The organism is Marivita sp. (genome assembly GCF_017643905.1).
Lineage (GTDB): Bacteria > Pseudomonadota > Alphaproteobacteria > Rhodobacterales > Rhodobacteraceae > Marivita.
On sequence record NZ_JAEPMO010000057.1, the window covers coordinates 1 to 26,242 of the forward strand.

At 61.0% G+C, this 26,242-nt stretch carries 29 protein-coding genes and 1 pseudogene; 13 read left to right on the plus strand and 17 right to left on the minus strand.

What is annotated here, in order from left to right:
* From JJ869_RS10690 to rarD, 6 genes are all read left to right on the plus strand, one after another.
* The coding region (locus tag JJ869_RS10690; protein WP_292266980.1) for an aminomethyltransferase family protein at positions 1-649 on the plus strand (649 nt) is incomplete at its 5' end.
* Positions 642-1,214 carry a sarcosine oxidase subunit gamma family protein gene (locus tag JJ869_RS10695; protein WP_292266983.1) on the plus strand — a complete coding sequence of 191 codons (573 nt, stop codon included), beginning with the start codon at positions 642-644 and terminating at the stop codon, positions 1,212-1,214. The genes JJ869_RS10690 and JJ869_RS10695, both read left to right, overlap by 8 nt.
* 65 nt (positions 1,215-1,279) lie before the next feature.
* Positions 1,280-1,687, plus strand: coding sequence for a hypothetical protein (locus JJ869_RS10700; RefSeq protein ID WP_292266985.1), 408 nt, complete (start codon positions 1,280-1,282; stop codon positions 1,685-1,687).
* 166 nt (positions 1,688-1,853) lie between these two features.
* Positions 1,854-2,462, plus strand: coding sequence for a superoxide dismutase (locus tag JJ869_RS10705; protein WP_292266987.1), 609 nt, complete (start codon positions 1,854-1,856; stop codon positions 2,460-2,462).
* 70 nt (positions 2,463-2,532) lie between these two features.
* Positions 2,533-3,180 (plus strand): glutathione S-transferase family protein, encoded by a 648-nt coding sequence (locus JJ869_RS10710; RefSeq protein WP_292266989.1) that lies wholly within the window; start codon positions 2,533-2,535, stop codon positions 3,178-3,180.
* A 76-nt stretch (positions 3,181-3,256) separates the two neighbouring features.
* On the plus strand, positions 3,257-4,207 hold the full coding sequence (gene rarD, locus JJ869_RS10715; RefSeq protein ID WP_292266991.1) for an EamA family transporter RarD: 951 nt from the start codon (positions 3,257-3,259) through the stop codon (positions 4,205-4,207).
* Here rarD and JJ869_RS10720 read toward each other — a convergent pair.
* Positions 4,114-4,665, minus strand: a complete 552-nt coding sequence (locus JJ869_RS10720) for a TIGR00730 family Rossman fold protein (protein ID WP_292266993.1) — start codon at positions 4,663-4,665, stop codon at positions 4,114-4,116. The two genes, rarD and JJ869_RS10720, sit on opposite strands and share 94 nt — an antisense overlap.
* A 113-nt stretch (positions 4,666-4,778) precedes the next feature.
* Here JJ869_RS10720 and JJ869_RS10725 point away from each other — a divergent pair, with 113 nt between their 5' ends.
* A complete protein-coding gene (locus JJ869_RS10725) occupies positions 4,779-6,422 on the plus strand; it encodes a LysM peptidoglycan-binding domain-containing protein (RefSeq protein WP_292266996.1) in 1,644 nt (547 codons plus the stop codon).
* A 167-nt stretch (positions 6,423-6,589) separates the two neighbouring features.
* Positions 6,590-7,174, plus strand: coding sequence for an HNH endonuclease (locus tag JJ869_RS10730; RefSeq protein ID WP_292266997.1), 585 nt, complete (start codon positions 6,590-6,592; stop codon positions 7,172-7,174).
* 47 nt (positions 7,175-7,221) lie between these two features.
* On the opposite strand, the gene eda is transcribed toward JJ869_RS10730, so the two are convergent.
* Both eda and edd read right to left on the minus strand, forming a co-directional pair.
* Positions 7,222-7,863 carry a bifunctional 4-hydroxy-2-oxoglutarate aldolase/2-dehydro-3-deoxy-phosphogluconate aldolase gene (eda, locus tag JJ869_RS10735; protein WP_292267044.1) on the minus strand — a complete coding sequence of 214 codons (642 nt, stop codon included), beginning with the start codon at positions 7,861-7,863 and terminating at the stop codon, positions 7,222-7,224.
* Between the two features lie 44 nt (positions 7,864-7,907).
* Positions 7,908-9,719, minus strand: coding sequence for a phosphogluconate dehydratase (gene edd / locus JJ869_RS10740; RefSeq protein ID WP_292267000.1), 1,812 nt, complete (start codon positions 9,717-9,719; stop codon positions 7,908-7,910).
* Between the two features lie 205 nt (positions 9,720-9,924).
* Between edd and JJ869_RS10745 the strand changes: the two genes are divergently transcribed.
* The 3 genes from JJ869_RS10745 to JJ869_RS10755 are packed head-to-tail and all read left to right on the plus strand — an operon-like array spanning position 9,925 to position 12,389.
* Positions 9,925-10,563 carry a DUF6778 family protein gene (locus tag JJ869_RS10745; RefSeq protein ID WP_292267002.1) on the plus strand — a complete coding sequence of 213 codons (639 nt, stop codon included), beginning with the start codon at positions 9,925-9,927 and terminating at the stop codon, positions 10,561-10,563.
* A gap of 51 nt (positions 10,564-10,614) precedes the next feature.
* The gene (locus JJ869_RS10750) at positions 10,615-11,811 is read left to right on the plus strand and encodes an RSP_2647 family RNA methyltransferase (protein ID WP_292267004.1); all 1,197 of its coding nucleotides are present in this window, start codon (positions 10,615-10,617) and stop codon (positions 11,809-11,811) included.
* Positions 11,808-12,389, plus strand: a complete 582-nt coding sequence (locus tag JJ869_RS10755) for an RSP_2648 family PIN domain-containing protein (RefSeq protein WP_292267007.1) — start codon at positions 11,808-11,810, stop codon at positions 12,387-12,389. Before JJ869_RS10750 ends, JJ869_RS10755 begins: the two co-directional genes overlap by 4 nt.
* Positions 12,390-12,427: 38 nt before the next feature.
* On the opposite strand, the gene JJ869_RS10760 is transcribed toward JJ869_RS10755, so the two are convergent.
* The 4 genes from JJ869_RS10760 to JJ869_RS10775 form a co-directional block, all read right to left on the minus strand.
* Positions 12,428-13,624, minus strand: a complete 1,197-nt coding sequence (locus JJ869_RS10760) for a LysM peptidoglycan-binding domain-containing protein (protein WP_292267010.1) — start codon at positions 13,622-13,624, stop codon at positions 12,428-12,430.
* Between the two features lie 58 nt (positions 13,625-13,682).
* Positions 13,683-14,324, minus strand: coding sequence for a protein-L-isoaspartate(D-aspartate) O-methyltransferase (locus JJ869_RS10765; protein ID WP_292267012.1), 642 nt, complete (start codon positions 14,322-14,324; stop codon positions 13,683-13,685).
* Entirely contained in the window at positions 14,324-15,109 is a 786-nt protein-coding gene (surE, locus tag JJ869_RS10770) for a 5'/3'-nucleotidase SurE (protein WP_292267013.1), read from the minus strand. Before surE ends, JJ869_RS10765 begins: the two co-directional genes overlap by 1 nt.
* A gap of 130 nt (positions 15,110-15,239) precedes the next feature.
* Positions 15,240-15,896 carry an SDR family oxidoreductase gene (locus JJ869_RS10775; RefSeq protein WP_292267016.1) on the minus strand — a complete coding sequence of 219 codons (657 nt, stop codon included), beginning with the start codon at positions 15,894-15,896 and terminating at the stop codon, positions 15,240-15,242.
* 112 nt (positions 15,897-16,008) lie between these two features.
* Between JJ869_RS10775 and JJ869_RS10780 the strand changes: the two genes are divergently transcribed.
* Complete coding sequence (locus tag JJ869_RS10780; protein WP_292267019.1) at positions 16,009-16,599, plus strand: biotin transporter BioY; 591 nt, start codon at positions 16,009-16,011, stop codon at positions 16,597-16,599.
* Between the two features lie 134 nt (positions 16,600-16,733).
* On the opposite strand, the gene JJ869_RS10785 is transcribed toward JJ869_RS10780, so the two are convergent.
* The 9 genes from JJ869_RS10785 to JJ869_RS10825 all read right to left on the minus strand — a co-directional run bounded on the left by JJ869_RS10785 (position 16,734) and on the right by JJ869_RS10825 (position 25,191).
* A complete protein-coding gene (locus tag JJ869_RS10785) occupies positions 16,734-17,000 on the minus strand; it encodes an amidophosphoribosyltransferase (RefSeq protein WP_292267022.1) in 267 nt (88 codons plus the stop codon).
* A gap of 97 nt (positions 17,001-17,097) precedes the next feature.
* A complete protein-coding gene (purF, locus tag JJ869_RS10790; protein ID WP_292267046.1) occupies positions 17,098-18,555 on the minus strand; it encodes an amidophosphoribosyltransferase in 1,458 nt (485 codons plus the stop codon).
* A 120-nt stretch (positions 18,556-18,675) separates the two neighbouring features.
* The gene (locus JJ869_RS10795; RefSeq protein WP_292267024.1) at positions 18,676-19,248 is read right to left on the minus strand and encodes a CvpA family protein; all 573 of its coding nucleotides are present in this window, start codon (positions 19,246-19,248) and stop codon (positions 18,676-18,678) included.
* A gap of 32 nt (positions 19,249-19,280) precedes the next feature.
* The gene (gene radA, locus JJ869_RS10800; RefSeq protein ID WP_292267026.1) at positions 19,281-20,648 is read right to left on the minus strand and encodes a DNA repair protein RadA; all 1,368 of its coding nucleotides are present in this window, start codon (positions 20,646-20,648) and stop codon (positions 19,281-19,283) included.
* A gap of 57 nt (positions 20,649-20,705) precedes the next feature.
* Positions 20,706-21,539 (minus strand): DNA repair protein, encoded by an 834-nt coding sequence (locus JJ869_RS10805; RefSeq protein ID WP_292267029.1) that lies wholly within the window; start codon positions 21,537-21,539, stop codon positions 20,706-20,708.
* Positions 21,540-21,704: 165 nt separating this feature from the next.
* The gene (locus JJ869_RS10810) at positions 21,705-22,145 is read right to left on the minus strand and encodes a paraquat-inducible protein A (RefSeq protein ID WP_292267032.1); all 441 of its coding nucleotides are present in this window, start codon (positions 22,143-22,145) and stop codon (positions 21,705-21,707) included.
* 3 nt (positions 22,146-22,148) lie between these two features.
* A complete protein-coding gene (locus JJ869_RS10815) occupies positions 22,149-22,535 on the minus strand; it encodes a hypothetical protein (protein ID WP_292267034.1) in 387 nt (128 codons plus the stop codon).
* A gap of 13 nt (positions 22,536-22,548) precedes the next feature.
* A complete protein-coding gene (alr, locus tag JJ869_RS10820; RefSeq protein WP_292267037.1) occupies positions 22,549-23,586 on the minus strand; it encodes an alanine racemase in 1,038 nt (345 codons plus the stop codon).
* A gap of 114 nt (positions 23,587-23,700) precedes the next feature.
* Positions 23,701-25,191 carry a replicative DNA helicase gene (locus JJ869_RS10825; RefSeq protein ID WP_292267040.1) on the minus strand — a complete coding sequence of 497 codons (1,491 nt, stop codon included), beginning with the start codon at positions 25,189-25,191 and terminating at the stop codon, positions 23,701-23,703.
* 265 nt (positions 25,192-25,456) lie between these two features.
* Between JJ869_RS10825 and JJ869_RS10830 the strand changes: the two genes are divergently transcribed.
* Complete coding sequence (locus JJ869_RS10830) at positions 25,457-26,176, plus strand: vWA domain-containing protein (RefSeq protein WP_292267042.1); 720 nt, start codon at positions 25,457-25,459, stop codon at positions 26,174-26,176.
* Here JJ869_RS10830 and JJ869_RS10835 read toward each other — a convergent pair.
* Positions 26,139-26,242: pseudogene (locus tag JJ869_RS10835) on the minus strand (orotate phosphoribosyltransferase); the annotation flags it as partial. The gene JJ869_RS10830 and the pseudogene JJ869_RS10835 sit on opposite strands and share 38 nt — an antisense overlap.

Consider the following 26,242-nt stretch of genomic DNA (forward strand, 5'->3'; position numbering starts at 1 on the left):
GTCCAAAGAGGCGCTGGCCTTTATGGAGTGGAAAGACGGCGAACTGGGTGGCTTCCCCGTGCGGGCCTATCGCATCTCGTTCTCGGGTGAACTCAGCTATGAAATCGCCGTTCCGGCCAATCTGGGCCGCGCGTTCTGGGACAAACTGATCGAGGCCGGGAAGGAGTGGGACATCACGCCTTACGGCACCGAGGCACTGCATATCATGCGGGCCGAAAAGGGCTTCATCATGATCGGGGATGAGACCGACGGCACGGTGATCCCGCAGGATCTGGGTCTCGACTGGGCGATCTCGAAGAAGAAAGAGGATTACATCGGCAAACGCGCTCAAGCCCGGTCGCATATGACCGATCCCAAACGCTGGAAGCTGGTGGGCTTGGAAACGCTCGATGGGTCGGTCTTGCAGGACGGCGCTTATGCGATTGCCGAGGGGACCAACGAAAACGGCCAGACCAACACCGAAGGCCGTGTGACCTCGACCTATTTCAGCCCGACCCTGAAAAAGGGCATTGCGATGGGGCTTGTCCTGAATGGGCCTGACCGGATGGGCGACGTGATCACCTTCACCAATGGCGGCAACCCGCCCAAGAAAGCCCGGATCGTGAACCCGGTCTTCTTTGATCCCGAGGGGGAGAAGCAGAATGTCTGACGTGGCACTGGCGCTGGGTGGCGCATCCTTTGACGGTCTGGTGCAGATCGAGGAACTGGCGGGGCAGGGTATGGTGACCCTGCGTGGGGATCTGACCGATCCCAACATCATCAATGCGGTCAAGGACGTGTTCGGCGTGACCCTGCCGGGCACCCGCGAAACCGCCTTCCACAGCAACGCGGGCGCGCTTTGGATGTCGCCTGACGAAGCGCTTTTGCTGTGCCCTTACGAAGAGGCGCAGAACAAAGCCAATGACTTGGTCGTCAAACTGGCAGGCGCGCATGCCTTGGTTGTCAATGTGTCGGACGCCCGCGCGGTGTTCCAGCTCAAGGGCAGGGCACACCGCGAAGTGATCGCCAAGCTCTCTCCCGTGGATATGAGCCCGGACGCATTCCAGCCCGGAATGGTCCGCCGCACGCGCATGGCACAGGTGGCTGCTGCGTTCTGGATGGATGATGTGAGCACGGCGCGTGTGGTCTGTTTCCGGTCGGTGGCTGCATATATGTTCAAATTGCTCAGCACCGCTGCCGACGAAAATTCGGCTGCCCGACACTTTTCGTCTTAAAGTAGACTTGCGTTGGTCAAATTCGCCTGTTCTTCTCCGTCGAAGAGATATTGACGGAGACAACAGTGAAGCGACTGATTGCATCAATCGGCACAATTTTCATGCTGGCCACCCCGGCCATTGCGCAAACGACCTATACCTGTGCATTGAAAGAAGCAGGGACATCCAAGTGGATTCCAGCAGTCCTGTTTGTCGGTCATAATCCTGCAAATGACCGCGTCGTGATCTCGGATGACATTGTTCTTACGTTCAACAATCGCAAACCGATTGAAGGCCAGGTTGTCACGGAAAACAACAAGCGCGTTACCTTTAGCTGGGAAGTCAAAATTAAGGATTCGCGCGGACAGACGGCGCGGATGCAGTATCGGGCCACATGGGTCAAAGCCGCGAAACGCATGAATGTCGTGGCGACCCCATTCGGATATGCAAATGGCTTCCAAGGATACGGCTCCTGCCAGGTTGCTTCCCGCTGATCCATTTCCCCAGTCTATAACTGCGCTGATTGGGTGAATTTATTGAGTGAACCAATGCCGCCTTCGGAGCGTTGAGGAAAAGAAGGCCGACCTGAGGCTTGACCTCGGCGTAACGCCGCATCAGGTATGCCTTTGTAATTTGACGCACCAACGAGGGGACACCACCATGGCTTTCGAACTTCCTGACCTGCCTTACGCCCACGACGCGCTGGCCAGCAAAGGCATGTCCAAAGAGACACTCGAGTACCACCACGACCTGCACCACAAGGCCTATGTCGATAATGGCAACAAGCTGATCGCCGGGACCGAATGGGACGGCAAGTCGATGGAAGAGATCATCAAAGGCACATACAACGCCTCTGCCGTTGCTCAGAACGGGATCTTCAACAACATCAGCCAGTTGTGGAACCACAACCAGTTCTGGGAAATGATGGGCCCGGGCGACAACAAGATGCCGGGCGAGCTTGAGTCGCGCATCGCCGACGCGTTCGGGTCGGTCGAAAAGTTTAAGGAAGACTTCTCTGCTGCTGGCGCAGGCCAGTTTGGCTCGGGTTGGGCATGGCTGGTCGTCGACACCGACGGCACGCTCAAGATCACCAAGACCGAAAACGGCGTCAACCCGGTCTGCTTTGACCAGACAGTACTTCTGGGCTGCGACGTGTGGGAGCATTCCTACTACATCGATTTCCGCAACAAGCGTCCGGCGTATCTGGCCAACTTCCTCGACAACCTCGTCAACTGGGAAAACGTGGCAGAACGACTGTCGAACGCCTGATCGGTTTGACACTGACATCGAAAAGCCCTGTCACTGCGACAGGGCTTTTTGTATTTTGAACAGGTGACACTTGCTGCGCGTCTACACCTCAGATCATTCGCTTTACTGCGCTAAGCTGCGCATTCTGTTGCGGCATAAGCAGATCCCATTCGAAGAAGCGCCGCCCCCCGGTGGCGGGGGATCGGCAGAATATCTGTCGATTGTGCCATCGGGCAACATCCCGGCGCTGGTCGATGGTGATCTGGTGCTGACAGACAGCGAGGCGATTGCGGAATACCTCGAAGAGAAGTACCCCGACCGGCCCATGCTGTCCGACACGCTGATCGGCCGCGCGCTTTCGCGGGAACGGTCGCGGTTTTCCGACACACGTTTGGAACCGGCTTTGCGCCTGACCTTTCCACATGTTGCGCCTGCTGCGCGCGACCAAGTTGCGATTAAAGAAGCGCATGCCATGATCACCAAGCGACTGTCGGCATTGGGCGTGATGCTGGCGCGGTCTGACCTGCCCAGAAACCGTCTTTGGATGGGGGATTGCGGAACCATCGTCACGCTGGAATGGATCGCGCTTTTCGAAGGTCCGGTCATTCCCACCTTGGTCTGGCCGGATGAAGTCGCCACCTATCGCACGCAAATGCTGGCCCACGCCGCCGTCGCGGAAGAGATGATAGCCTACCGCCCCGAGATGCTGCACTACATGCGGGAGAAAGGGGCTCTTTGATCCGGTGTTGCAAAGCGGGCCGCGTGCTCTTGCGTATCCCCGCGTCGCCCGATACCGCTGACTGTGGAGGCCCACAATGACAGACACCCGGAAAGGCGTTCTCGCGCTGATCGCCGCCTGCTGTATCTGGGGGCTGTCCGGCTTGCTTTACAAGGCGTTGAGCGGCGTTCCCTCGCACGAGGTGCTGGCGCATCGGACGGTGTGGTCGCTGGTGTTCTTCGGCATCGTGATCGGCCTACAGGGCCGTTTGCATGTCCTTTGGGGGGCTGTGCAGAACCCTGCCTCCGTAAAGGTCATCGCAGCCGCCGCGTTGTGCATTTCCGCCAACTGGTTCCTGTTCATCTGGTCGATCCACGCAGGCCGCGCAACCGAAGCGTCGATGGGCTATTACATCTTTCCGCTTGTCGCGGTGCTCATCGGCCGTGTGATCCTTGGCGAACGGTTGAGCCGCCTGCAATGGGTCGCGATCACGCTGGCCGCAACGGGGGTGATGTCGCTGACCATCGGGCTGCACATCGTTCCGTGGATTTCGCTGGTGCTGGCCAGCACGTTTGGCCTTTACGGGCTGATCAAGAAACGGCTTGATCTGGGACCGGTCATTTCGGTCTCGTCTGAAGTGCTGCTTCTCTGCCCATTGGGACTGGGTTGGCTGATCTACCTTCACACAGGGCAGGGCGGTTCCTTCGGGCAGGACCTGACGCAATCGCTTTTGCTCGTGGCGTCGGGGCCGGTCACCGCGCTGCCGCTGATCCTGTTTTCCTACGGCGCACGGCGACTGACCCTATCGACGGTGGGCATTGTCCAATACATCAACCCGACGCTTCAGTTCCTTGTCGCGGTGCTGATCTTTGGTGAACCCTTCGGCGTTGTTCACATGATCGCCTTTGCGCTGATCTGGACAGCGCTCGCGATCTATTCCAGCAGCGCGTTCACTCAGGACAGGGCGCGGCGCAGGGCTGTGATGGTGTCAGAAGCCGAAGTGGTGGTCTCAACGAACCCCAGCAGCGACGCATCGGCAAAGCTCTGATCGACCACATGGTCCAACAAGGCGGTCAGCGGTGCCCAATAGTCGTCCACGCTCAAGAGAATGATCGGCTTTCCATGCAGGCCCAATTGCCGCCAGGTGAGCACTTCGAAGAACTCGTCAAGTGACCCGGCGCCGCCGGGCAAAACCACGATGGCATCAGCATTCATTACCATCACCTTTTTGCGCTCATGCATGGTTTCGGTGATGATGAAGCGGGTGAGGTCGGTCTTGCCCACCTCCAGATCCATGAGATGCGTTGGGATCACCCCGAATGTGTCGCCGCCCGCATCCTGCGCCGCTCGTGCGACGATGCCCATCAATCCGACATCGCCGGCACCATAGACCAGCCGCCAGCCTTCGCCAGCAATGGCGCGGCCAAGCGCATCGGCTGCTGCAGCATAAGCGGTGTTTCGACCGGGACGTGAGCCGCAATAGACACAGATGGACTTCGAGATCATGGGCGCATGTCCTTGACGAGAGGTGGGAAGTTGCCTCGTGATAGCTGCCTTGATAGATACGCTCAACTGCGGGAATGGCGTAACGCCATTCTGTCACGGACACTTGGGGAAAAATGAGTAAATTCGCTTTGGCAAAAGGCACGTCCGGGCTGGTTCTGGGCGGCGTGGCCGCCGCAGGCGCGGTGGCGTTGGCGGTCTATGCCAGTGGAGTACTGTTTCCGAAGAAGGGCGCCGAAACGACGTCTGCGGAACTGGTCGCGCAACCACAGCCTCAGCCCGATTCAGATGCTACGCCGTCCTCGACGGTCAATGTGCCACGCGCCGAAGCGGAAGCGCCACTCGTTGCAGTGATCGATCCCGAACCGACACCGGCCATCGTTGAGCGTGAGCCGGCGCAAGACGCTCCGATTGCGGACGCAGACGTCGGGACAGACGAGAGCACAGCAGCGGTTGATGACGTCGCGGACACTCAAAACGATGCGCAGGATGCGCAGGATGCGCCGGCAGCCGTTGCCCCCGCTTTCGATATCGTTCGGGTCGCGCCGGATGGTCAGACGCTGGTTGCAGGACGCGCATCGGGTGCAAATGTCGTGGTTGTCTTGGTCGACGGGGTCGAAGCCGGTCGCGCCGAGGTGGACGGCTCCGGGAAATTCGTGGCCTTCCTCGACCTCCCGCCCAGCGACGCACCGCGCGTCGTCAGCCTCTTGTCGGAGACAGAGCAGGGAAGCGTTGAAAGCGCAGATCAGGTGATCCTTGCCCCCGTCATCCGCGCCGCCGAAGCGCCAGCACCCAGCGCCGAACCAAAACCCTCGCCACAGGCAGACCCGCAGCCTGAAGCCGTCGATGTTGCGTCCGCGCCTGAGGCGGTAGCGCCAATCGCTACGACCGAATCCGCACCGGAAACGGAAGGGCAACCCCTCGAGACGCCAGTAGACACCGCAGATGCGCCGTCTGAAAGCACACAAACCATCGCATCGGAAGCGACGGTGGCCCCGGACCAGACCGAAACCACTGCTGTAGCACCCGCGCCTGAAGTTGTGGCGTCTGAAGATGTTGCGGCTGCACCCGTCGAGACTACGGCGCCCGAACAAATAGCCGATGCGCAAGCGCAGGTTGACGCGACCGAACCGATTGCCGAATTGGCACAGGCTGACCCTGCACCTCAATCCGAACCCGCGGCAGCATCACCCGTTTTCGAAACCACTCCTGCACCAGCGGCCCCTGTGGTGATCCTGTCGAACGAAGCAGGCGTGAACGTGCTGCAAACCGGCGAAAGCGCTCCCGAAGCGCTGGACCAGATCGCACTGGACGCCATCACCTACGAAGATGCCGGTGCGGTCGCGCTAACCGGTCGCGGGACGGCAGATGAATTTGTGCGCGTCTATCTCAATAACCAGCCGATCCTCACAACCGAGATCGGCACGGACGGGCAATGGCGAGCCGAACTGCCCGATGTGGACACCGGCACCTATACATTACGGGTCGATGCGGTGGATGCCTCTGGCGACGTGACATCGCGTGTGGAAAGCCCGTTCCGTCGCGAAGACCCGGTTGTCTTGGCGCAAGCTGCGGATCGCATCGGGGGGCCGTCTGTCATCAAAGTGGTCACCGTTCAGCCCGGTAACACGCTTTGGGCCATTGCACGCGACCGCTACGGAGAAGGCCCGGCCTATGTCAAAGTCTTCGAAGCCAACCGCGACCGCATCCGTGATCCGGATCTGATCTACCCCGGTCAGGTGTTTTCGATCCCTGATTGACCCTTCTGTCACGCAGCTGTGATTTTATTGGGCTAGCCGTGCAACAACACCGCATATTGCGGGGCTTGCCCGAAGCTATCCGCGATATATAGTGTTGTTCATAGATTGGGGCGGGGCGCCCGTCCTGAGGCTGAAACAGGCAGGCAGGGCAGGAGACGAGTCCCCCGATGGATGGCAATTTCAGAACAGCTTTTGTACGCGAACCGGGTGCGTTGCGGCACCACCCGGCGCTGGTGCTGAATGCGGATTACAGGCCATTGTCCTATTATCCGCTGTCGCTTTGGCCATGGCAGGACGCGGTCAAAGCGGCGTTTCTCGACAGGGTCGATATCGTCGCAGAATATGACGAGGTGGTCCGAAGCCCGTCTATGACGCTCCGAATACCGAGTGTCGTGGTGCTCAAGGACTACGTCAAACCGCAAAAGCGCGTGGCCTTCACGCGCTTTAATCTTTTCTTGAGGGACGAATTTCTCTGCCAATACTGCGGTGCCAAGGGCGAACTGACCTTCGATCACGTCGTACCCCGCGCTTCGGGGGGAATCACATCATGGGAAAACGTCGTGGCTGCCTGTGCGCCGTGCAATCTGCGTAAGGGGTCGAAAAGCCTGCGGCAGGCGGGCCTGTCCCTGCGCAAACCACCGCGTCAGCCGGGGGCGCAGGAATTGATGAACTTGGGACGCAAATTTCCGCCGAACCACCTGCATGACAGCTGGATGGATTTCCTTTACTGGGACGCCGAGCTGGAGGCGTAGAGCACCAGTTTGTGCGATAGACACGCGTTGAACGCTCTTTCCGGTGTTTACCTCGAAAGCTGCGCCGCCTCGCGGGCCAACTCTTCGATCGCTTTCCAATCGCCTTTGGTCACAAGGTCTTTCGGGGCCACCCAGCTTCCTCCTGCACAAAGCACGTTCGACAGGCCCAGATAATCCGGCGCGTTCCTGAGCGAAACGCCGCCTGTCGGACAGAACCGAACCTGCGGGATCGGCGCGCCAATGGCCTTGAGCGCAGGTGCGCCACCATTCGCTTCGGCCGGGAAGAATTTTTGAACGGTATAGCCCCGCTCCAGCAGCGCCATCGCCTCGGATGCCGTTGCGGCCCCCGGCAGGAGCGGCAGGTCCGCCGCTTCGCAGGCGTCGAGCAAGCGGTCGGTGGCACCGGGTGACACGCCGAACCGCGCACCAGCGGCGACGGCGTTCTGCACATCCGACGGGGTGAGCAGAGTGCCCGCGCCGACAACGCCGCCTTCGACCTGCGCCATCTCGCGGATGACATCAAGCGCGGCCTCGGTGCGCAGGGTGACTTCGAGCACCGGGAGCCCTCCGGCCACAAGCGCCTCTGCAAGGGGGCGCGCCACGGCGGCATCGTCCACAACCAGCACCGGAATGATCGGCGCAAGGCGACAGAGTTTTTCGCTTTCAACACTGGCTTGAAGGGGCGTCATCATATCGAATCCTGATACTTGTAAGGTTTATTTAAAGTGATGCGTTAAACAACGACGCCAGCCCCATGTTCTGCAAGGCCAACATTCGCGCGGAAGGCCGCAAAAAGCTCGCGTCCAACCCCGTGACCGTTGCCGCTCAGATCGGCCGTGACCGGCTCACGTTGGTCGAAGTCTTCGGCAAGGCAGTCGATCCGGCCGCTCACCGCGTCCACCCGGACCAGATCGCCATCCCGAACACGCGCCAGCGGGCCGCCTTTCGCCGCTTCGGGCGAGACATGGATGGCCGAAGGCACCTTGCCCGATGCACCCGACATCCGCCCATCGGTGACCAACGCCACCTTCAATCCGCGATCCTGCAGAACAGCAAGAGTGGGCGTCAGGCTATGGAGTTCCGGCATCCCGTTTGAGCTTGGACCCTGGAAGCGGACAACCACAACCGTGTCTTCCGTGAATTCGCCATTCTTGAAGGCGACCTTCACATCATCCTGATCATGGAACACACGGGCTTTGGCTTCGATCACATGACGTTCGGGGGCCACGGAAGAAGTTTTCATCATGCCTTTGCCCAGATTGCCTTCCAATTGTTTGAGCCCGCCCGTGGACTGGAACGGATCGTTGGCCGGGCGGAGGATCTTGTCGTTCTGTGTTTCGCCTGCACCGGGGCCATAGACCACGCGCCCATCCGCGACTTTGGGTTCCTGCGTGTAAAGATGCAGACCGTCGCCCGCCACCGTCTTGACGTCTTCGTGCAGCAGCCCGGCCTTGAGCAACTCGCCGATCATGAAGCCCAGACCGCCCGCCGCGTGGAAATGGTTCACATCAGCCAAACCGTTCGGATAGACTTTGGCCATCAGCGGTGTCACGGACGAAATGTCCTCGAAATCCTCGAGCCGCAGGTCCACACCCGCAGCACGTGCCATCGCGGGCAGGTGCAGCACGAGGTTGGTGGATCCGCCGGTTGCCATCAGACCAACGATGCCATTCACAAAGGCCTTTTCGTCCAACACATCGCAGACCGGGCGATAATCATTGCCCAGCTGCGTGATTTCCAGCGCCCGTTCGGTGGCCGCAACAGTGAGTGCTTCGCGCAAAGGCGTGCCCGGATTGACAAAGCTGCTGCCTGGCAGATGCAGCCCCATGAATTCCATGAGCATCTGGTTGGAATTCGCGGTGCCGTAGAAGGTACAGGTGCCGGGGCTGTGATAAGAGGCCATCTCGGCCTTCATCAACTCGTCACGACCCACTTCACCGGTGGCGAATTTCTGACGCACCTTGGCCTTTTCATCGTTCGGCAGGCCAGAGGGCATGGGTCCTGCGGGAATGAAGATGCCCGGCAGGTAGCCAAACGTCCCGGCCGCAATGATGAGACCCGGTACGATCTTGTCGCAAACGCCAAGATAAAGCGCTGAATCAAAGGTGTTGTGGCTGAGCGCCACACCAGCGGCCAACGCAATCACATCGCGCGAGAACAGTGACAATTCCATCCCGACCTGACCTTGAGTAACACCGTCGCACATGGCGGGGACACCACCTGCGACCTGTGCGGTCCCACCGGCCGCGCGGGCCGCGTTTCGGATGATATCTGGATATTTTTCAAAGGGTTGGTGCGCCGACAGCATGTCGTTATAGGCGGTGACGATGCCGATGTTGGGGCTGTGCTCGGTCGCGAGCTTGTTTTGATCCGGTCCCATTGCGGCATAAGCGTGGGCCTGATTGCCGCAACTCAGATGGGCCCGACGCGGGCCTTCGGCGGCGGCCTGACGCATCCGCTCCATGTACCGGCCCCGCAGAGCTTCGGACCGTTCCTGAATACGATCGGTCACGCGTTTGATCGTATCATTCAGAGTGTGTGCCATGTTGCCTCCGCGCAAGATCAGCCTTTGGTTGGTGGTTCATGTAGTGAGGTTAGCGCTAACAGTAAAGGTCAATCTCCGGTTCTTCAAGCCTGCACGCCGGTCACATTTTGCTGTAAATTGTACCGATTTCGCCCCGATCAGGTCCATTTGTCGCGTCAGTCTCTGCATGAGGATTCGAGCAAGGCCCAGACAAATAGGCACCCAAATGCGTAACTTGATCAAACCACTGTTGGCCGCGATTCTGTTGGTGACACTGACAGCCTGTGGCAGCGTCCCTTCGGCGACCCGATCCGCGATGCCAGACGACACAATGCTTGGAACGCCTTTGCCTCCTGACGTGCGGATCGACAGTTTCACCGTGAATGTCCCACGGTCGGTCAAGGTGAACGAACGCAACCTTTATTATCCAATCGGCGACATCGTCTGGCGCGGCGAACCGCTTGGCGACCGATATCAGCAGGTCAAGGCGATCTTTGAGGCCGGTCTTCGGGATGCAGCCACGCGCATCGATGGTGCGCGCCCGGTGCGACTCGATGTGCAGGTGATGCGGTTCCACGCGCTTTCTGAAAAGGCGCGCTACACAGTGGGGGGCGTCCATGACATCGAATTCCGGTATCGCCTTGTCGACGTTGCCACCGGTCAGCCCATTGGCCCCAGCAAAGAGGTCAGCGCGGATCTCGACGCGCTTGGGGGGCAAGATGCCATGGCCGCCGAGGGGCGCGGCGAAACCCAAAAGGTGCGCATCGTCGCGCATCTCTCGAAGGTGTTCCGAGAAGAACTGACGGTGCCCGGTGGGCATGTCACAGCAAACCTTGGTCTTTTGCAGGCCATCAACGATCTCTGAGCCGAAAAAGACGGCTTCCCCCTTTGGAGCGAGGGGCGTAAAGGGGGCGGTATGACACCGTCCCCTTTACCTGTAATCCGCCTCCTGCCCAAAACCAAACCGCAAGCCATTCGGCGCGGTTATCCTTGGGTCTATGCCAACGAGGTTGTCACTGACCGCCGCACCCGCGCCATGGCACCCGGCACCATCGCTGTGTTGGAGGATGCCGAGCGCAGCCCGCTTGCGCTTGTCGCGGTGAACCCGAATTCCAAGATCATCGGTCGTGTGCTGGATAGCCCAGAGGCGGCGCATCCGGATCAGGATTGGTTCGCGAAGCGGCTGCGCAAAGCATTGTCGCTGCGCGAACGTCTTTTCCCGACGCCTTACTACCGGCTCATCCATGCCGAAGCCGATGGTTTGCCGGGTGTGATCATCGACCGTTTTGGCGACATCGCCGTGGTGCAACCCAACGCCGCATGGGCAGATGTGCTCTTGCCGCACCTGACCGCCGCCTTGGCCGACGTCACCGGTGTGACCACCATCCTCAAGAACGCAGGGGGGCGGGGACGGTCGCTTGAAGGTCTGGACGATGTGGATGCCGTGCTTTTGGGCGATGCGCCCACAGCCGCGATTCCTGTCGAGATGAATGGCGCGACTTACATGGCCGACCTCATGGGGGGTCAGAAAACAGGTCTCTTCTTCGATCAGCGCCCAAACCACGCCTTCGCGGCGCGTCTTGCCCAAGGGGCTCGGGTGCTAGATGTCTTTTCCCATGTCGGGGGGTTCGGCCTTGCTGGTCTTGCAGGTGGCGCGATGTCTGCACATTGCGTCGATGGGTCAGACCCCGCTCTGGAACTTGCGATCCAAGGCGCGGCGCATATGGGTGCCGGTGACCGTCTGACAACCACAAAGGGCGATGCCTTTGCGGTCCTGACGTCTTTGGGGGAAGAGCAGACAGAATTTGACCTCGTGGTCTGCGATCCACCGGCCTTTGCGCCCTCCAATAACGCGCGCGAAGCCGGCCTGCGTGCCTATGAGTGCGTGGCACGGTTGGCCGCGCCCTTGGTGGCAGAAGATGGGTATCTCGTTCTCTGCTCCTGTTCTCATGCGGTTGATCTTTCGGCCTTCACCGGTGCCTGCCTGCGGGGAATCGGTCGGGCTGGCCGCCGCGCGCAACTGATCCATACGGGGCAGGCGGGACCGGACCATCCTTTGATGCCGCAACTGGCGGAATCCGGTTATCTCAAAGCGCTGTTCTTCCGTCTGTGAAAGTCTGCCTCGACACCTGTGTCCTTTATCCGACGGTGATGCGAGAGGTCTTGCTGGCGGTCGCCGCAGAAGGACTGTTCGAGCCGTTGTGGTCGGAGCGTATTTTGGGGGAATGGTGTCGTGCTGCGGCCAAGTTGGGACCCCAAGGACAGGTTCAGGCAGATGCCGAGATCGCCATGGTCACGGCCCGCTGGCCAAAAGCGACCGTGTCGGTACCAGACGGATTGCGGGCCAGGTTGTGGCTGCCCGATGCCAATGATGTCCATGTCCTTGCGGCCGCCATTGCTGGCCATGCCGATGTGATCTTGACCGTTAATGCCAAGGATTTCCCGCGCAACATCCTTGCAGAAGAGGGGCTGTCGCGGTCCGATCCGGACGACTTTCTGGTTGGGCTGTACGCCAGTGCCCCTGACGCAGTCGAACGTGCGGTTGCGGCGGTGCATGACGAAGCGAACCGTCTGTCGGGACAAATCTGGGACGTGCGCAAGCTGCTGAAGAAAGCCCGCCTGCCGCGTCTGGGCAAAATGATCGCGTCCCGCGGCGCCGATTATTCGCAGAATAATCGGGCACGCGTTTAAAAATCGTTTATGTTCGACTGTCGAATGGGATGCGTTGCTCAGCGCAGATAGTCCATCGGATCAACGCTGTCGAAGCCTTTGCGCACCTCGAAATGCACCCGCGACGGTTCAAAATCAGCCACCTTGGCGATCGATTGCCCCCGGCTCACCGCATCACCTTTGGCGACCGTGATATTGTCCACATGCGTATAGACTGTCAGCAGATTGTCCGGGTGACGGATGACCAGAATGTTGATGCCTTCGGTGTTGCGCGTGATCGCGGCCACCTGACCGCTGGCAGCCGCTTTGACGGCGGTGCCAACCGATGCGCCGATATCGATCCCGTCGTTCCGCCCCTTTGAATACTCGCGAATGATGCTGCCCTGCACCGGGAAGGCCATCGCGGCATTTGATGCACTGGCAGACGTCTGGTTCCCGACATTCGCGACAGGCGCGGCAGCCGCAGCCGTGGCAACAGGCGCTGCGGCCGGAGGTGTAGGCTCGTCCGGCAGGGGCAGCGATGCCGAGGGAGGTTCGGGCGTTCGCGATCCTGCGCCAGGCGGAGGAGGCGTAACCTCGTCACGCGGGGCTGCTGCAGTGACGACGGGGATCAGCAGATATTGGCCTTCCCGCAGGGTGAACGAACTGTCCAGACCATTCCATTCGGCCAGGGACCGCACCGACACGTTGTAAAGGCGGGCAATCGTGAACGCGGTTTCTCCGCGCTTGACCTGGTGACGGATCGGCTCCGCGCCAGTCTGGGGCGTGGCGGGACGCGCTGCGGCCGGTGTCGCCGGTGAGCGGTCGATGGCGTCGCTGGCCAGCGTGGTGATGTCGATTTCGGAGGCGGGGCGGATCGGACCTGTGGTCACGGCACCCGTGGCGGGCGACGGTTCGGCCACACGGCGGGGCAGGGCGATGATTTCACCCGCGCGCAACGCGTCTCCAGTCTGAACGCCATTGTAGCGGGCAAGCTCGTCTGCGGGCAGCCCAACGCGGGACGCAAGCTGCGCAAGCGTGTCACCCCGTCGCGCGACGGCCACTTGGTAATTGGGGTAAGAGATCACGCCCCGGTCATCGGGTTGAGGCCGAGGGGCGGTTGCAGCGCGGGCGGCGTCCGCGGTGTTGAAGCCGCCATTCATCAAGCCGCGCATGTCAATATCAATCGGTTCGGAACAGCCGGCCAGAAGCGCCAGAAGCGAAAGACTGGTGCCAACTCGAAAACCAAAACGTCGGGAAACTGTGCGATCAGCCATGTCGATATCCTCAAATGCGCCGGTTGTGCCCCGGTCGTCGCCCGCTATTATGCCTTGATTAACCGTCGCGGGCTACCCCTTCGACCAGCGGAACAAAGCGGACGGGCCTCAATTCGTCGTAATCGAGTCCCTCGGGCGTCCGTCTCACCCGGATCAGATGCTGCACCGCATCCGATTGACCGACCGGCAGCACCATGATGCCACCCACCTTGAGCTGCGCCAACAGCGGCCCCGGCGGGTCCTCGGCAGCGGCCGTGACCAGAATGCGGTCGAAGGGGGCCTGGTCCGGCAAGCCAAAGCTGCCATCCGCGGTGAAAGCTGTCACGTTGGTCAGGCCCAGCTGGTCAAACACTTCGCGCGCCTCGCGCACCAGTCGCGGGTGGCGGTCCACCGTGTAGACGCGGCGCGCCAGTTGGCTCAGGATCGCAGCCTGGTACCCAGACCCAGTCCCCACTTCGAGCACCGTGTCGCGCGGGCTCACTTCCAGCGCCTGCGTCATCAGACCGACGACCGAAGGCTGGCTGATGGTCTGGCCGCAGGCGATGGGCAGGGGCATGTCTTCATAGGCGCGTTCGGCGAAATAGCCGCGAATGAAGGGCGCGCGGTCGATCTGCTCCATTGCGGTAAGAACGGCGGCATTGGTCACGCCACGAGAGCGAAGGGCATAGAGGAACTGCATCTTGAGTTCCGCATTCTCCATCAGCGAAAGGCGTCCTGCATGGCGCCGAGCTGGTCCGAGGCGGTCAGGTCGGCGCGCATCGGCGTGATGCTGATATAGCCGGCAAGGTTCTCCGACGCATCGCTGCCCGGCGCGGTGGGCGCACGCTGGTCGCCGCCCTTGATCCAGAGAAAGCGGCGCCCCGATGGGGAATTGTGCGGCTCGACGGAAAACCGCGTGCCCTCGCGGATGCCCTGCGGGGTGACCCGGGTGCCTTTCACCGCATCGGCCAGGACGGGCGGGAAGTTCACGTTGTAGAACAGGCGGTAGCCGGTCTGGTCTTTCGGATCATGGGCAAGAATCCGCCGGATCACTTCGGTCCCGTGGACCCGCGCGGCCTCGAACGGGTCGTCGGCCTGCGCATTGTCGGGGCCGTAATACTGCGACAGCGCAATCGCCGGGATGCCTTGCAGGGCAGCTTCCATCGCGCCGCCCAGCGTGCCGGAATAGAGCGCGTTCTCGGCCGAGTTGTTGCCGCGGTTGACCCCGGAGAGAACCAGATCGGGGGGACAGTCGGACATGACGTCATGCAGGCCCGCCAGCACGCAATCCGCCGGGCTGCCTTCGGCGGCAAAGCGGCGCTCGCCCATGTCGCTGACCATCATCGGATGGGTGTAGCTGATGCAATGCCCGACTCCGGATTGTTCAAAGGCGGGGGCCACGGTCCAGACCTCGCCATCGGGGCCAGCGATATCATGGGCGATCTCGGCCAACACTTTCAGCCCCGGTGCGTTGATCCCGTCGTCATTGGTGATGAGTATGCGCATCTGCTCTGCCTTGCTTTTGTCCTGAATAGGCCAAGCCCCGCCCTGCGGCAAGCATCCGCCGGGTTTCGGCCGCTGGAGGATTTTGCGTTGACGCAAAATCGCGGATGCGTCGACGCATCCGCAACCCGGATCACCCTTCGAGGAGTTCCGGTAACAACCGCGCTGCTTCGGCCGCTGGCAAGGCCAGAACGCTCCGGTCTTCGCCCGGGAAGAACCGTGCCCGGACATGGGTTGCCATTGGTTTGGGCGTCAGGATCTTCACCTTCGGTCCGATCGACACCGTCTCTGCCTGCCACGACCGCGCCAGCGCAATCTGCGCCGACTTGGTGGTGCCATAATGGCCAAAGAACTTTTCACCGCCATGCGGATCATCAAAGAACACCGCGCTGCCGTCGCGTTTCAAGAGCGGCGAGATATAGGGCACCAGATGGGACATCGCGTCGAGATTGATTGACACCGACTTTTTCCAATCCTTGGGATCAAGGTGATCCACCGGCGAAAGGGGCCCGGCATGGATCGCCGTATGAACCCAAAGCGAAATCTGGCCCCAGCGGTCATGTACCGAGCGGCACAGCTGCGCCATCGCATCGGGCTTGGTGATGTCCATCGGCGCCAGAGTGGCGCTGCCGCCTTTGGACTGGATGCGGTCATCCAGCTCTTCGAGCCCGCCCACGGTGCGCGCGACGGCGATGATGTGATGGGTGTCGGCCAGAGCCTCTGCCAGAGCAAAGCCAAGACCGCGTGAAGCGCCGGTGACCAGCGCGAGGGGGCGAGTTGTGTCCGTCATGTCCTGTCACATGCCTTTTTGCCGCCCCGCCCGCAAGAGGGCAGTGCTTGACTTGATGCTGCATTTGCAGAATTAACTGGGACAAATTTCAGAGACATGAGGGACATTCGCCATGACATTGACGCAAGCTGCCTTGGGCAAGACCACTCTGTTCCGTCACGCGCTGCTCGCGCTGGGCGGTGCGGCCGTTATCGCGGCTGCGACACAGGTGTCGGTGCCGTTCTTTCCGGTTCCGATGACGCTGCAGACACTGGCGATCCTGATCGTCGGCCTGAGCTTTGGCGCGCGGCTTGGCACCGCGACGCTGGTGACCTATCTGGGCTATGGCGCGATGGGTCTGCCGGTTTTCGCGGGCGGCATTAACGGTCTGGCCTTTGCCGGTCCGACCGCGGGCTTCCTTCTGGGCTTTGTCCTGATGGCGGGATTGGCCGGTCTGGCGGCGGATCGCGGCATCGCGAAGGGCTTTGTGTCGACCGCGCTGGTGACGCTGGTGCTGGCAGCGCTTCTCTACATCCCGGGCATCGCGTGGCCGATGGCGGTTGCGTCGGTGAGCGGCGTCGAGGCGGGCTGGGTCGGTCAGGAGATCGGCTATTACTGGACCTACTTCATCGCGCCCTTCCTGATCGGTGATGCGGTCAAGGCGGTGATCGCGGCACTGGTGGTGACCGGGGCGTGGAAAGCGCTGGCGGCGCGCCGCGCCTGATTGATTTTACCAAACGGTAAAAGATGCCCCCGTCGAGTGATCGGCGGGGGTTTTTCTTTGTGGAGAGGGGATTGGGGGCGCTGCCCCCGTCGCGCAAGCGCGACTCCCCCGAAGTATTTTCGAACCAGAGAAGATCAGGCGTTCGGCGCGGGCATGTCGAGCCAATGCGCCGTGCCGTTGCGGGCCAGTGCCACGCGGCCGTCTTCGATGGCGACGACGGTCTGACCGTTCACACGATCACCGCGCGAGACGGTGGTCGTCTTGCCGCCGCGCAGTTTCAGCAGCGCCTGCGGGTCGTTCTGGCTGCCGAATGTGCCCAGCAGGGTCACTGCGCCGCCAAGGTCATTGGTGGTCTGGGTCGCCGTTGCGGCGACCTGGGGAGGGGTGGTGTCCTGTGCCATGTGTCACGGTCTGTTGTTACGCTCGACCGGTCACATGGGTGCTCTTGAGTGTGATGAACAGGGGGTGTCCGCACCCTGCGCGGAAGGTCGCCGAGGGTTATTCGGCGGCCTTCATCTGGAAGCCTTTTTCCACCATGTCGGACGGTTTCACCGGGTATTCGCCCGAGAAACAGGCGTCGCAATATTGCGGCGACTTGGGGTCACGCCCCGCGGCTTCGCCCACCGCGCGGTAAAGACCATCAAGCGAGATGAATTTCAGGCTGTCGACGCCGAGATGGTCACGCATCTCGTCCTCGGACATGGTGGCGGCCAACAGCTTTTCCCGCTGCGGGGTGTCCACGCCATAGAAACACGGCCACGCTGTGGGGGGGGAGGCGATGCGGAAATGCACCTCGGCAGCGCCTGCGTCGAGGATCATTTCCTTGATCTTGCGGCTGGTGGTGCCGCGCACCACGCTGTCATCCACAAGGATCACCCGCTTTCCCTTGATCAGCGCACGGTTGACGTTGAGCTTGAGGCGCACCCCCATATTGCGGATCTGTTCCGTCGGTTCGATGAAGGTGCGGCCCATATACTGGTTGCGGATGATGCCCATGCCGTAGGGAATGCCCGACTCGTGCGCATAGCCGATGGCTGCAGGGGTTCCGCTGTCGGGCACCGGGCAGACCAGATCAGCCTCGACCGAGGTTTCGCGGGCCAGTTCGACACCGATCTGGCGGCGGGTCTCATAGACCGAGCGGTCGCCGATGATGCTGTCAGGGCGCGAGAAATAGACATGCTCAAAAATGCAGAACCGCGATTTCTGCGGGCGGAACGGGCGGATCGACTCAACGCCTTTGTCGGCAGTGATAACCACCATCTCGCCGGGGTCGATTTCGCGAACATATTCTGCACCGATGATGTCGAGACCACAGGTTTCCGAGCTGAGAACCCAGCCATCGCCGATCTTGCCCAGAACAAGCGGACGCACACCCAGCGGGTCGCGCACTCCGATCAGCTTGGTGCGGGTCATGGCCACCACCGAGAACGCACCTTCGACACGGCGCAGCGCGTCTTCCATGCGTTCGGGGATGTTGCGCTGAAGCGAACGCGCCATCAGGTGAATGATGCATTCGCTGTCGCTGGAGCTTTGGAAAATCGAACCACGTTCGATCAGTTCGCGGCGCAGCGCGTCGGCATTGGTGATGTTGCCGTTATGGGCAATCGCCGCCCCGCCCATTGAAAACTCGCCGAAGAAGGGCTGCACGTCGCGTATCTGGGTTTGTCCCTTGGACCCGGCAGTGGAGTAGCGCACATGACCGATGGCGAGCGGGCCCGGCAGCGTTTCCATCAGTTTCTGACTGGTGAAATTGTCCCGCACATAGCCAAAGCGCCGGGCGCTGTTGAAGCCATGTTCAGGGTCGTGAGACACGATCCCTCCGGCTTCCTGACCGCGATGCTGCAGGGCGTGCAGGCCAAGGGCGACAAAGTTCGCCGCATCGGTGACACCGACCACGCCGAAGATTCCGCATTCTTCTTTCAGCTTGTCGTCATCAAAGGGATGGGCGGGTGGCATCTGGGTGTCGGACAAATCGGTACTCCGAATCCGTGGCAGCAGAGATTGCCCCCTCTTAAGCGCCATGAGGGCCGGTGTCACGAAACTATCATGTTTCCGCGACAGGTTGATGGATGTTTCTCAGGTGTCGCTGTCCGAAGGGGCATCACACACGCCCACCAGCGCTTCGTATTGCGCAGTAATCCAGCCCAAGGCCTGTTCGGGGTTCTGCTCTTCGATCTGGCCGGTGAAGCGGCTGAAGACCACGGCGGACCGACTGTCGTCGATCATCGCGATATCCTGCGAGGTGACGACAACCTGGTAGACAAAGAACGCCACCGCCACGAGCAGAATGCCGCGCGCCACGCCGAAGAGGAAGCCAAGCGCCTGATCGACACCACCCAAGGCAGAGCGTTGCACGATGGTGGAAAAGAGCGGGGTGAAGAACGACATGATGACAAGCGCCACCGTGAACACGGCAGCAAACCCGCCGATCACGCTGAGTTCGCAGCTTCCTGTCATGAATTCACCGATGACCGGGATTTCCGTCATCAAAGGACGCACCTGAGGGCCAAACATGAAGCCCAGAACAGCCGCGGCGACCCAGCCGAGAATGGCCATGGCTTCGCGGACGATGCCGCGCGAATAGGCCAGAAGCGCAGACAGCACGATGACGACGGCGACCACGCCGTCAATAATGGTGAACCCTTCCATCGGTCCCTTGCCCTTCTTTTCTACGGATGGCGCTACCCTGCGCCGAACACATCACCAACAAAGCTTGCCAAGGCGTCAATCTCGGTCGCCGTGATCCCGTCACGGGGCACGGATTTGCCACCCTTTGGCACTATCGCGGCGGTAAAACCAAGTTTTTGTGCTTCTTTCAACCGATTTTCGGTTTGCCCCACGGGGCGGAGCGCGCCGGACAGACTGATTTCCCCGAAAACCACGGTCTCGGCAGGCAGGGCTATGTCCTCGCGGGCGGACAGCAAAGCTGCCGCAACGGCAAGGTCAGCGGCGGGTTCGCTGACCTTCATGCCACCTGCAACATTGAGATAAACATCCAATCCGGCAAACGGAATACCGCAGCGCGCTTCGAGTACGGCAAGGATCATCGCAAGGCGCCCGCCATCCCAGCCGACCACAGACCGGCGTGGTTGGCTGTGTGGCGTCGGAGCCACAAGCGCCTGAAATTCCACCAGAACCGGACGCGTGCCTTCGATCCCGGCAAAGACCGAAGAGCCGGGGGACGGGTCGCCCCGTTCGCTCAGGAACAGGGCCGAGGGATTCGCAACCTCGGCCAGACCGCTGCCGGTCATCTCGAACACACCGATTTCATCCGCCGGGCCGAAGCGGTTCTTGACGGCGCGCAGGATGCGGAACTGGTGCCCGCGTTCGCCTTCGAAATAGAGCACCGTATCGACCATGTGTTCGACAACGCGGGGGCCTGCAATCTGTCCATCCTTGGTGACATGGCCCACAAGGATCACCGATGTGCCGCGCCGCTTGGCAAAGCTGGTCAATTCATGCGCCGAGGCCCTCACCTGTGACACGCTGCCCGGGGCAGAGGCCACGTTGTCGGCCCACATGGTCTGGATCGAGTCGATGATCGCCAGATTGGGTTTCTCGTTTTCCAGCGTCGTCAGGATGTCGCGCAAATTGGTTTCGGTCGCCAGTTTGACCGGCGCATCCCGCAGACCGAGACGTGCGGCGCGCATCCGCACCTGTGCGCTGGCCTCTTCGCCCGAGATGTAGATGACTTTGAGACCGGCATTGGCAAAGGCCGCCGCCGCCTGCAAAAGAAGCGTCGATTTACCGATACCTGGATCGCCGCCCACCAGCAGCGCCGAGGCCGGCACCAGCCCGCCGCCCAGAACGCGGTCCAGTTCATCCAGTCGCGACATGGTCCGGGGCGGTGGGGCTTCATGGCCCGATAGATCGCTCAGAGGCAGGGATCGGCCTTTGGACGCGCCCAGCGTTTTGGTCGCGGGACCAGCGGCCAGCGGCACCTCTTCAACAATGGAGTTCCATTCGCCGCACGCATCGCAGCGGCCCGACCATTTGGTGGTCGTGCTTCCACAGGACTGGCAGACAAAGGTTGCGGAGGATTTCGCCATGACGACGCTTGTGACCCAAGCCGCGCGGGCCTGCAAGCGGCGGCTGCTGGTCCGTGGTTATTCGGCTGCGCGCCGCGCGAGGAGGGCGACGATGCGGTTGTCGTCGTTGTCGGGGAAATCTGGCGGTTCGTCCCATTGATCCGATGCGTCGCGCAGGTTCGATGACTTGCGGGGGGGCAGGGTCGGCGCTGCCTCAGGGCCGAACAGTTCGGGCAGCAGGTCGGACAATTCGCCTTGCAGACGGCTCAACTGAGCCTGCGCCACGCTTTCCTCAAGCTCCACCTTGTCGATCCAGACGCGCATTTCGGCAGCGGTGGCTTTGGCCGCATCAAGGCGCGTGTTGAAGTCTTCGATTTCCTGCTGGCGCTGGATCAGGAAATCGCGGGCGCGTTCGATGCTGCGTTCGGCATAGGTGTCCGCCAGATCGCGCGAGACATGGCTCATCTGGCTGGCGATCTCGAGCACGGAGGGCTCCAGTTCGGCTAGATCCGGGTGATCGCGCAGATAAGCCATCCGTTCACGTACCGAATCGAATTCCGACTTCAGCTTGAACACGCCTTCGCGGTCTGCAGCATGGGAGGCCCGGTAGGCGCGCGCCACATCCTCCATCCCGATATGGAAGCGCCGGTGCGAAGTCTCGAGCGCCATGATGCGGGCGTTTGCAGGCAAGAAAACGCACAGCCCAAGCAACAGCGCTGTGACGCCGATCTGCACAACCTGTCCGGCTTGGGGATAGCCGACACCCCCAAATGTAGCGGTCATCTCAAGCCAAGGCGCGAAGCCGAACGTGCAAGCCAGCGTGTATCCAAGCGAACCAAGCCCAAGCAGGGCCACGGACAAAAACATCAAACGCTGCATGACCCAGCCCGTTGAAACAACGAGCGACCGCATCGCACCAATCATCGGATACCCCCAAGTAACCATCTAAGCGTCGGCAACATCGGCGACTTTATGCCGAACGCATCTTTCGACATACTGTTTCTTAACGGTTTTTCCGACTGCCAGCGCAGATGTGAACAATCAGCCCCAGTTTGAGGGTTTGTTTCCGATCCGTGATCAATCCCGGGTGCGACGGCTTTCCACGACGCTTATGAGCAGAGAGGCAAGGATACAGGCGGTGAAAAGGTAAAGCCCCCAGGCCGTTTCGATCCGGCCGATGCCGATGCCCTTCACAACGGTGATATAGATGGCAATCAGAAACACATCTGCCATCGCAAGTTTGCCCATCAGGGCAAGCGCGGACAGAGTGCGTCGGCTGAGACGTTTGAACTGAACCAGCGCCAGACCAACAGTTTTCAGGTAGGGTGCCACAAGCGCGAAGACCGTGACGATCAGCGCCAGTAGGATATCGGTTTCCCACAGGGCCTGAAGCCCGGTCAGGACACTGATTTCACTCAGTCCGAACAGCGGCAACAGCCCGGCACGCATCAATGGTGCGGCCCATGCCACCGGGTAGAGCACCAGCAGCGTCAGATTGATCCATTTTAGCACCGCCATCGCCTAGACGCGCGTCGCGACCCAGAGGCCCAGAAAGGCAAGCATGCCCACAACATGAACGGGGTCGATCCAGCGCCAGTGGCGTTGTGGCAAAACAAGGGAGGTGGCGAAAACCGCCGATGCCACAAGGGGCAGGACCATGCCGCCGCCGGATGCCATCAAGCGTGCGATGTCCGCGTAGAGTGGTAGCGATTGCAGATTCAGGACAGGGGCAAAGGTGGCGAAGATCGCGGCTAGGCTGATCAGCAGGGTGAGAAGTGCCGGGACACGCGCGATCCCGCGCCCGACGATCAGACGCAGCAGGGCAATCAACCCCAGCACTTCGAAAAACACGAAGCGCTGCACAAATATGAAGGCTAGCAGGATAGGAGAAGGTTCGAAAAAGCTCATACCCGCCGCGCCGTCACGGTGTGAGATAGGTGCGGGCGTAACGCGATCCCAACGAGGTCAGAATCTCATATCCGATGGTGCCTGCCGCGTCGGCAAGGCTGTCGACCGATTGGTGCCGACCCAACAGCTCGACCGTGTCGGGCATCTCCTTGACTGCGCTGACGTCGACCCCGATCAGGTCCATGGAAATGCGACCCACGATCTTGCAGCGGGTCTCACCAGCCCAGACATGAGCTTTGGGGCCCATCGCTCGGATAATCCCGTCAGCGTAACCGGCGGAAATCGTTGCGATCTTGCCGGGAACGCGGGCGACCCAGCTGTTGCCATAGCCCACGGATTCGCCGGGGTTCACGTCGCGCACCTGGATCACCGGTATCTCAAGCGACACGACAGGGCGTGCATCGACGAAAGGCAAACCGCCGTAAAGGCCAATGCCGGGGCGGGTCATGTCGAAATGGTAGTCCGGGCCAAGGAGCGTGCCGCCCGTTGCCGACAGAGACCGGGGTGCGTCGATGCCATCGGTCATCTGGCGGAAGGTCTGAAGCTGAAACTCATTCATACCGTGGCCGGGTTCATCGGCACAGGCGAGGTGGCTCATCACAAGAACCGGTTTCTGGCTCAGCGCGATGTCGCGCAGCGCGGACCATTCGGCAGGTTCCATCCCCAGACGGTTCATACCGCTGTCCAGCTGGACGCCAAACGGGTGGCCGGGCAGGGCTTCGACATGGCGCAGCATCTGGTCGATGGAGTTGATCATCGGTGCAAGATTTGCGTCGCGCAGCAAAGGCGCATCGCCGTCCATGTGCCCGCCGAAGACACAGATCGTCGCACCCGCACCAAGGGCCTCGCGCACGATGACGCCTTCTTCGGCTTGCGCCACGAAGAACGTTCTCACCCCTTCGTCCGCCAGCGCCTTTGCAACTTTCGCAGAGCCAAGCCCATATGCATTGGCTTTCACGACGGCTGCGGTCTCACCCGCGTTCATCGCGGCCAGCGCCCGCCAGTTGGCGCAAATCGCACCCAGATCAATCGTTAATACAGACTGTGCCATGCGCGGTGTTTGTGCATCTCTGCGGGTTCGGTCAAGCGTGAAAAAGCGCTCGGGGTGCTTTGCCTTTGGACTGCGGCGGTTTTGGTAACGACGGTGCTGTGCCGTGGATGATTTTTACATGTCGCCAGCGTTGTTCTGCCACGGTTTGACAAGGTTGCCAAAGCGCGTGAAGCGACCTTCGAAGCTGAGTTCGACGGTGCCGATGGGGCCATGTCGCTGCTTGCCGATGATGACTTCAGCGCGACCGTGCAGGCGCTCCATTTCTTCTTGCCACGCTGCCATCTTTTCCAACTCGTGCTCGCCGGGTTTTTCGCGTTCCTTGTAGTATTCCTCGCGGAACACGAACATCACCACGTCGGCGTCCTGTTCGATGGAGCCTGATTCCCGGAGGTCGGACAATTGCGGGCGTTTGTCTTCGCGGCTTTCCACCTGACGCGACAGCTGTGACAGCGCGATCACGGGGATGTCGAGTTCCTTGGCAATTGCCTTGAGGCCCTGGGAGATCTCGGAAATCTCGTTCACGCGGTTTTCGCCTTTGCCAGTCCCCTTGACCAGCTGAAGGTAGTCGATGATCAACACGTCCAAGCCATGCGTGCGCTTGAGGCGGCGGGCGCGGGCCGCAAGTTGGCTGATTGGCAGGGCAGGCGTGTCGTCGATGAACAGAGGACAGGCCTCGAGAGATTTGGCGGCATCCACGAAGCGTCGGAATTCGGTCTCTGTCATGTCGCCGCGGCGGATCTGTTCCGACGGCACTTCGGCCGCTTCTGACAGAATCCGCGCGGCCAACTGCTCGGCGCTCATTTCGAGAGAGTAGAAACCGACAACGCCCCCTTCGACGGTGCCCTCGGTGCCGTCGGGACGGATGCCCTTGCGATAGGCTTTCGCAATGTTGAAGGCGATATTGGTCGCAAGCGACGTTTTTCCCATCGACGGACGACCGGCAAGGATCAGCAGGTCGGATTTATGCAGCCCGCCCAGCTTGCGGTCCATATCAACCAGTCCGGTCGACACCCCGGCCAGCCCACCTTCGCGCTGGTACGCTGCGTTGGCGACATTAACTGCGTCTGTTACCGCCTTGAGAAAGCTTTGAAACCCGGTGTCGCTCCGCCCTTGTTCGGCCAGCTTGTAGAGCGCCTGTTCGGCTTCGACGATCTGTTCACGCGGTTCGGAGGCCACATCCACCTTGGCGGCCTTTGCGCTGATGTCGCGGCCAAGAGAGATCAAGTCACGCCGCACGGCCAGATCGTAGATCATCTGCGCATAGTCGCGCACTGCGAACGAGCTGATCGCCGCCCCGGCCAATCGCGCGAGGTAGGCGGGACCGCCCAGTTCTTTCAGACCCTCGTCATCTTCCATGAACGCCTTCAGCGTCACGGGTGAAGCAAGGTTGTTCTTGGCGATCCGGGCAGACGCGATTTCGTAGATCCGTGCGTGGACCGGATCGAAAAAATGCTGCGGCCCGATGATTGATGCCACGCGGTCGAACACATCGTTATTGGTCAAAATCGCGCCAAGCAATTGCTGCTCGGCCTCGATCGAGTGCGGCATGGTTTCGGGGTTTTGGATCTCGGCGCCGGTGGGATTGAATGTCGTAATCTCGTTCATGCAGCACCCCCAACTGTTCCCGGGACCGAGTTAGCGATATGTCCGGCGAAGGGCAAAATGTATATCCTGTGGATAAGCTGTGTGCGGGAGTGTGCTCCCTATCTTGCGCGAACCGAGGGTGTTTCGTCAACATCTGGTAGCGTGGGCGAGTCGCTGTGGCCAAGGAAACACGCGGCAAGTCGCCAGCGATGTCTGTTACACAGCGTTTACAAATGCGTTTCGAATGTGTCACGATCGGAATTCAACGGTTCACAGGCACCGAGAGATGAAAACGATTCTATCCGCTTTGGTTGCTTTCGGAATCGGGGTCACCCCAGCACATGCCCAGTCCGCCTGCACGCAAGACGCCATGGTCGTTTTTGATGGCTCCGGGTCGATGGCTGAAATGGGCTTCAACCTTCTGGACGAACCGCGCATTTTCGATGCCCGCCGGGCGATGCGCACGGTCATGCCCCAAGTGGCACCGATGCGACGGATGGGTTTGATCACCTACGGCCCCGGCGCCATGTCAAGCTGCGACAGCGTGCGCCTGCGCTTTACCCCGGAAGCCGATGCGGCGGACCGGATGATCTCAGAAGTGGACCGCTTGCAGCCCGAGGGTGAGACGCCGTTGACAGATGCCATTGCGCAGGCCGCTGCGGTTCTTGACTACACGCACAAACCGGGCGTGATCGTTCTGGTGACCGATGGCAAGGAAACCTGCGGCGGGGCGCCTTGCGCGCTGGCCGCAGATTTGGCGCGGGGTGCGGATATGACGGTGCATGTCATTGGGTTCCGCGTACGCGGCGAACACTTCGTTTGGCCGGACCAACCGCTCGACGCCCCGATAGAGCCGGTGGCCCGCTGCCTCGCGGATGAAACCGGCGGCATGTATGTTCATGCCGAAACGCTAGATGACCTGATCGGGGCACTGCGCCAGACGCTTGGCTGCCCGATCTACAGCGATCTTACCTCCGGGCGTCCTGCCACGCGCGGGGTGCTTTGAGGAACGCTTCGACCTCGGTAAGTGTCGCGTCGTCGAACGCTCCCTGCGCACGAGCCTCTGCCAACA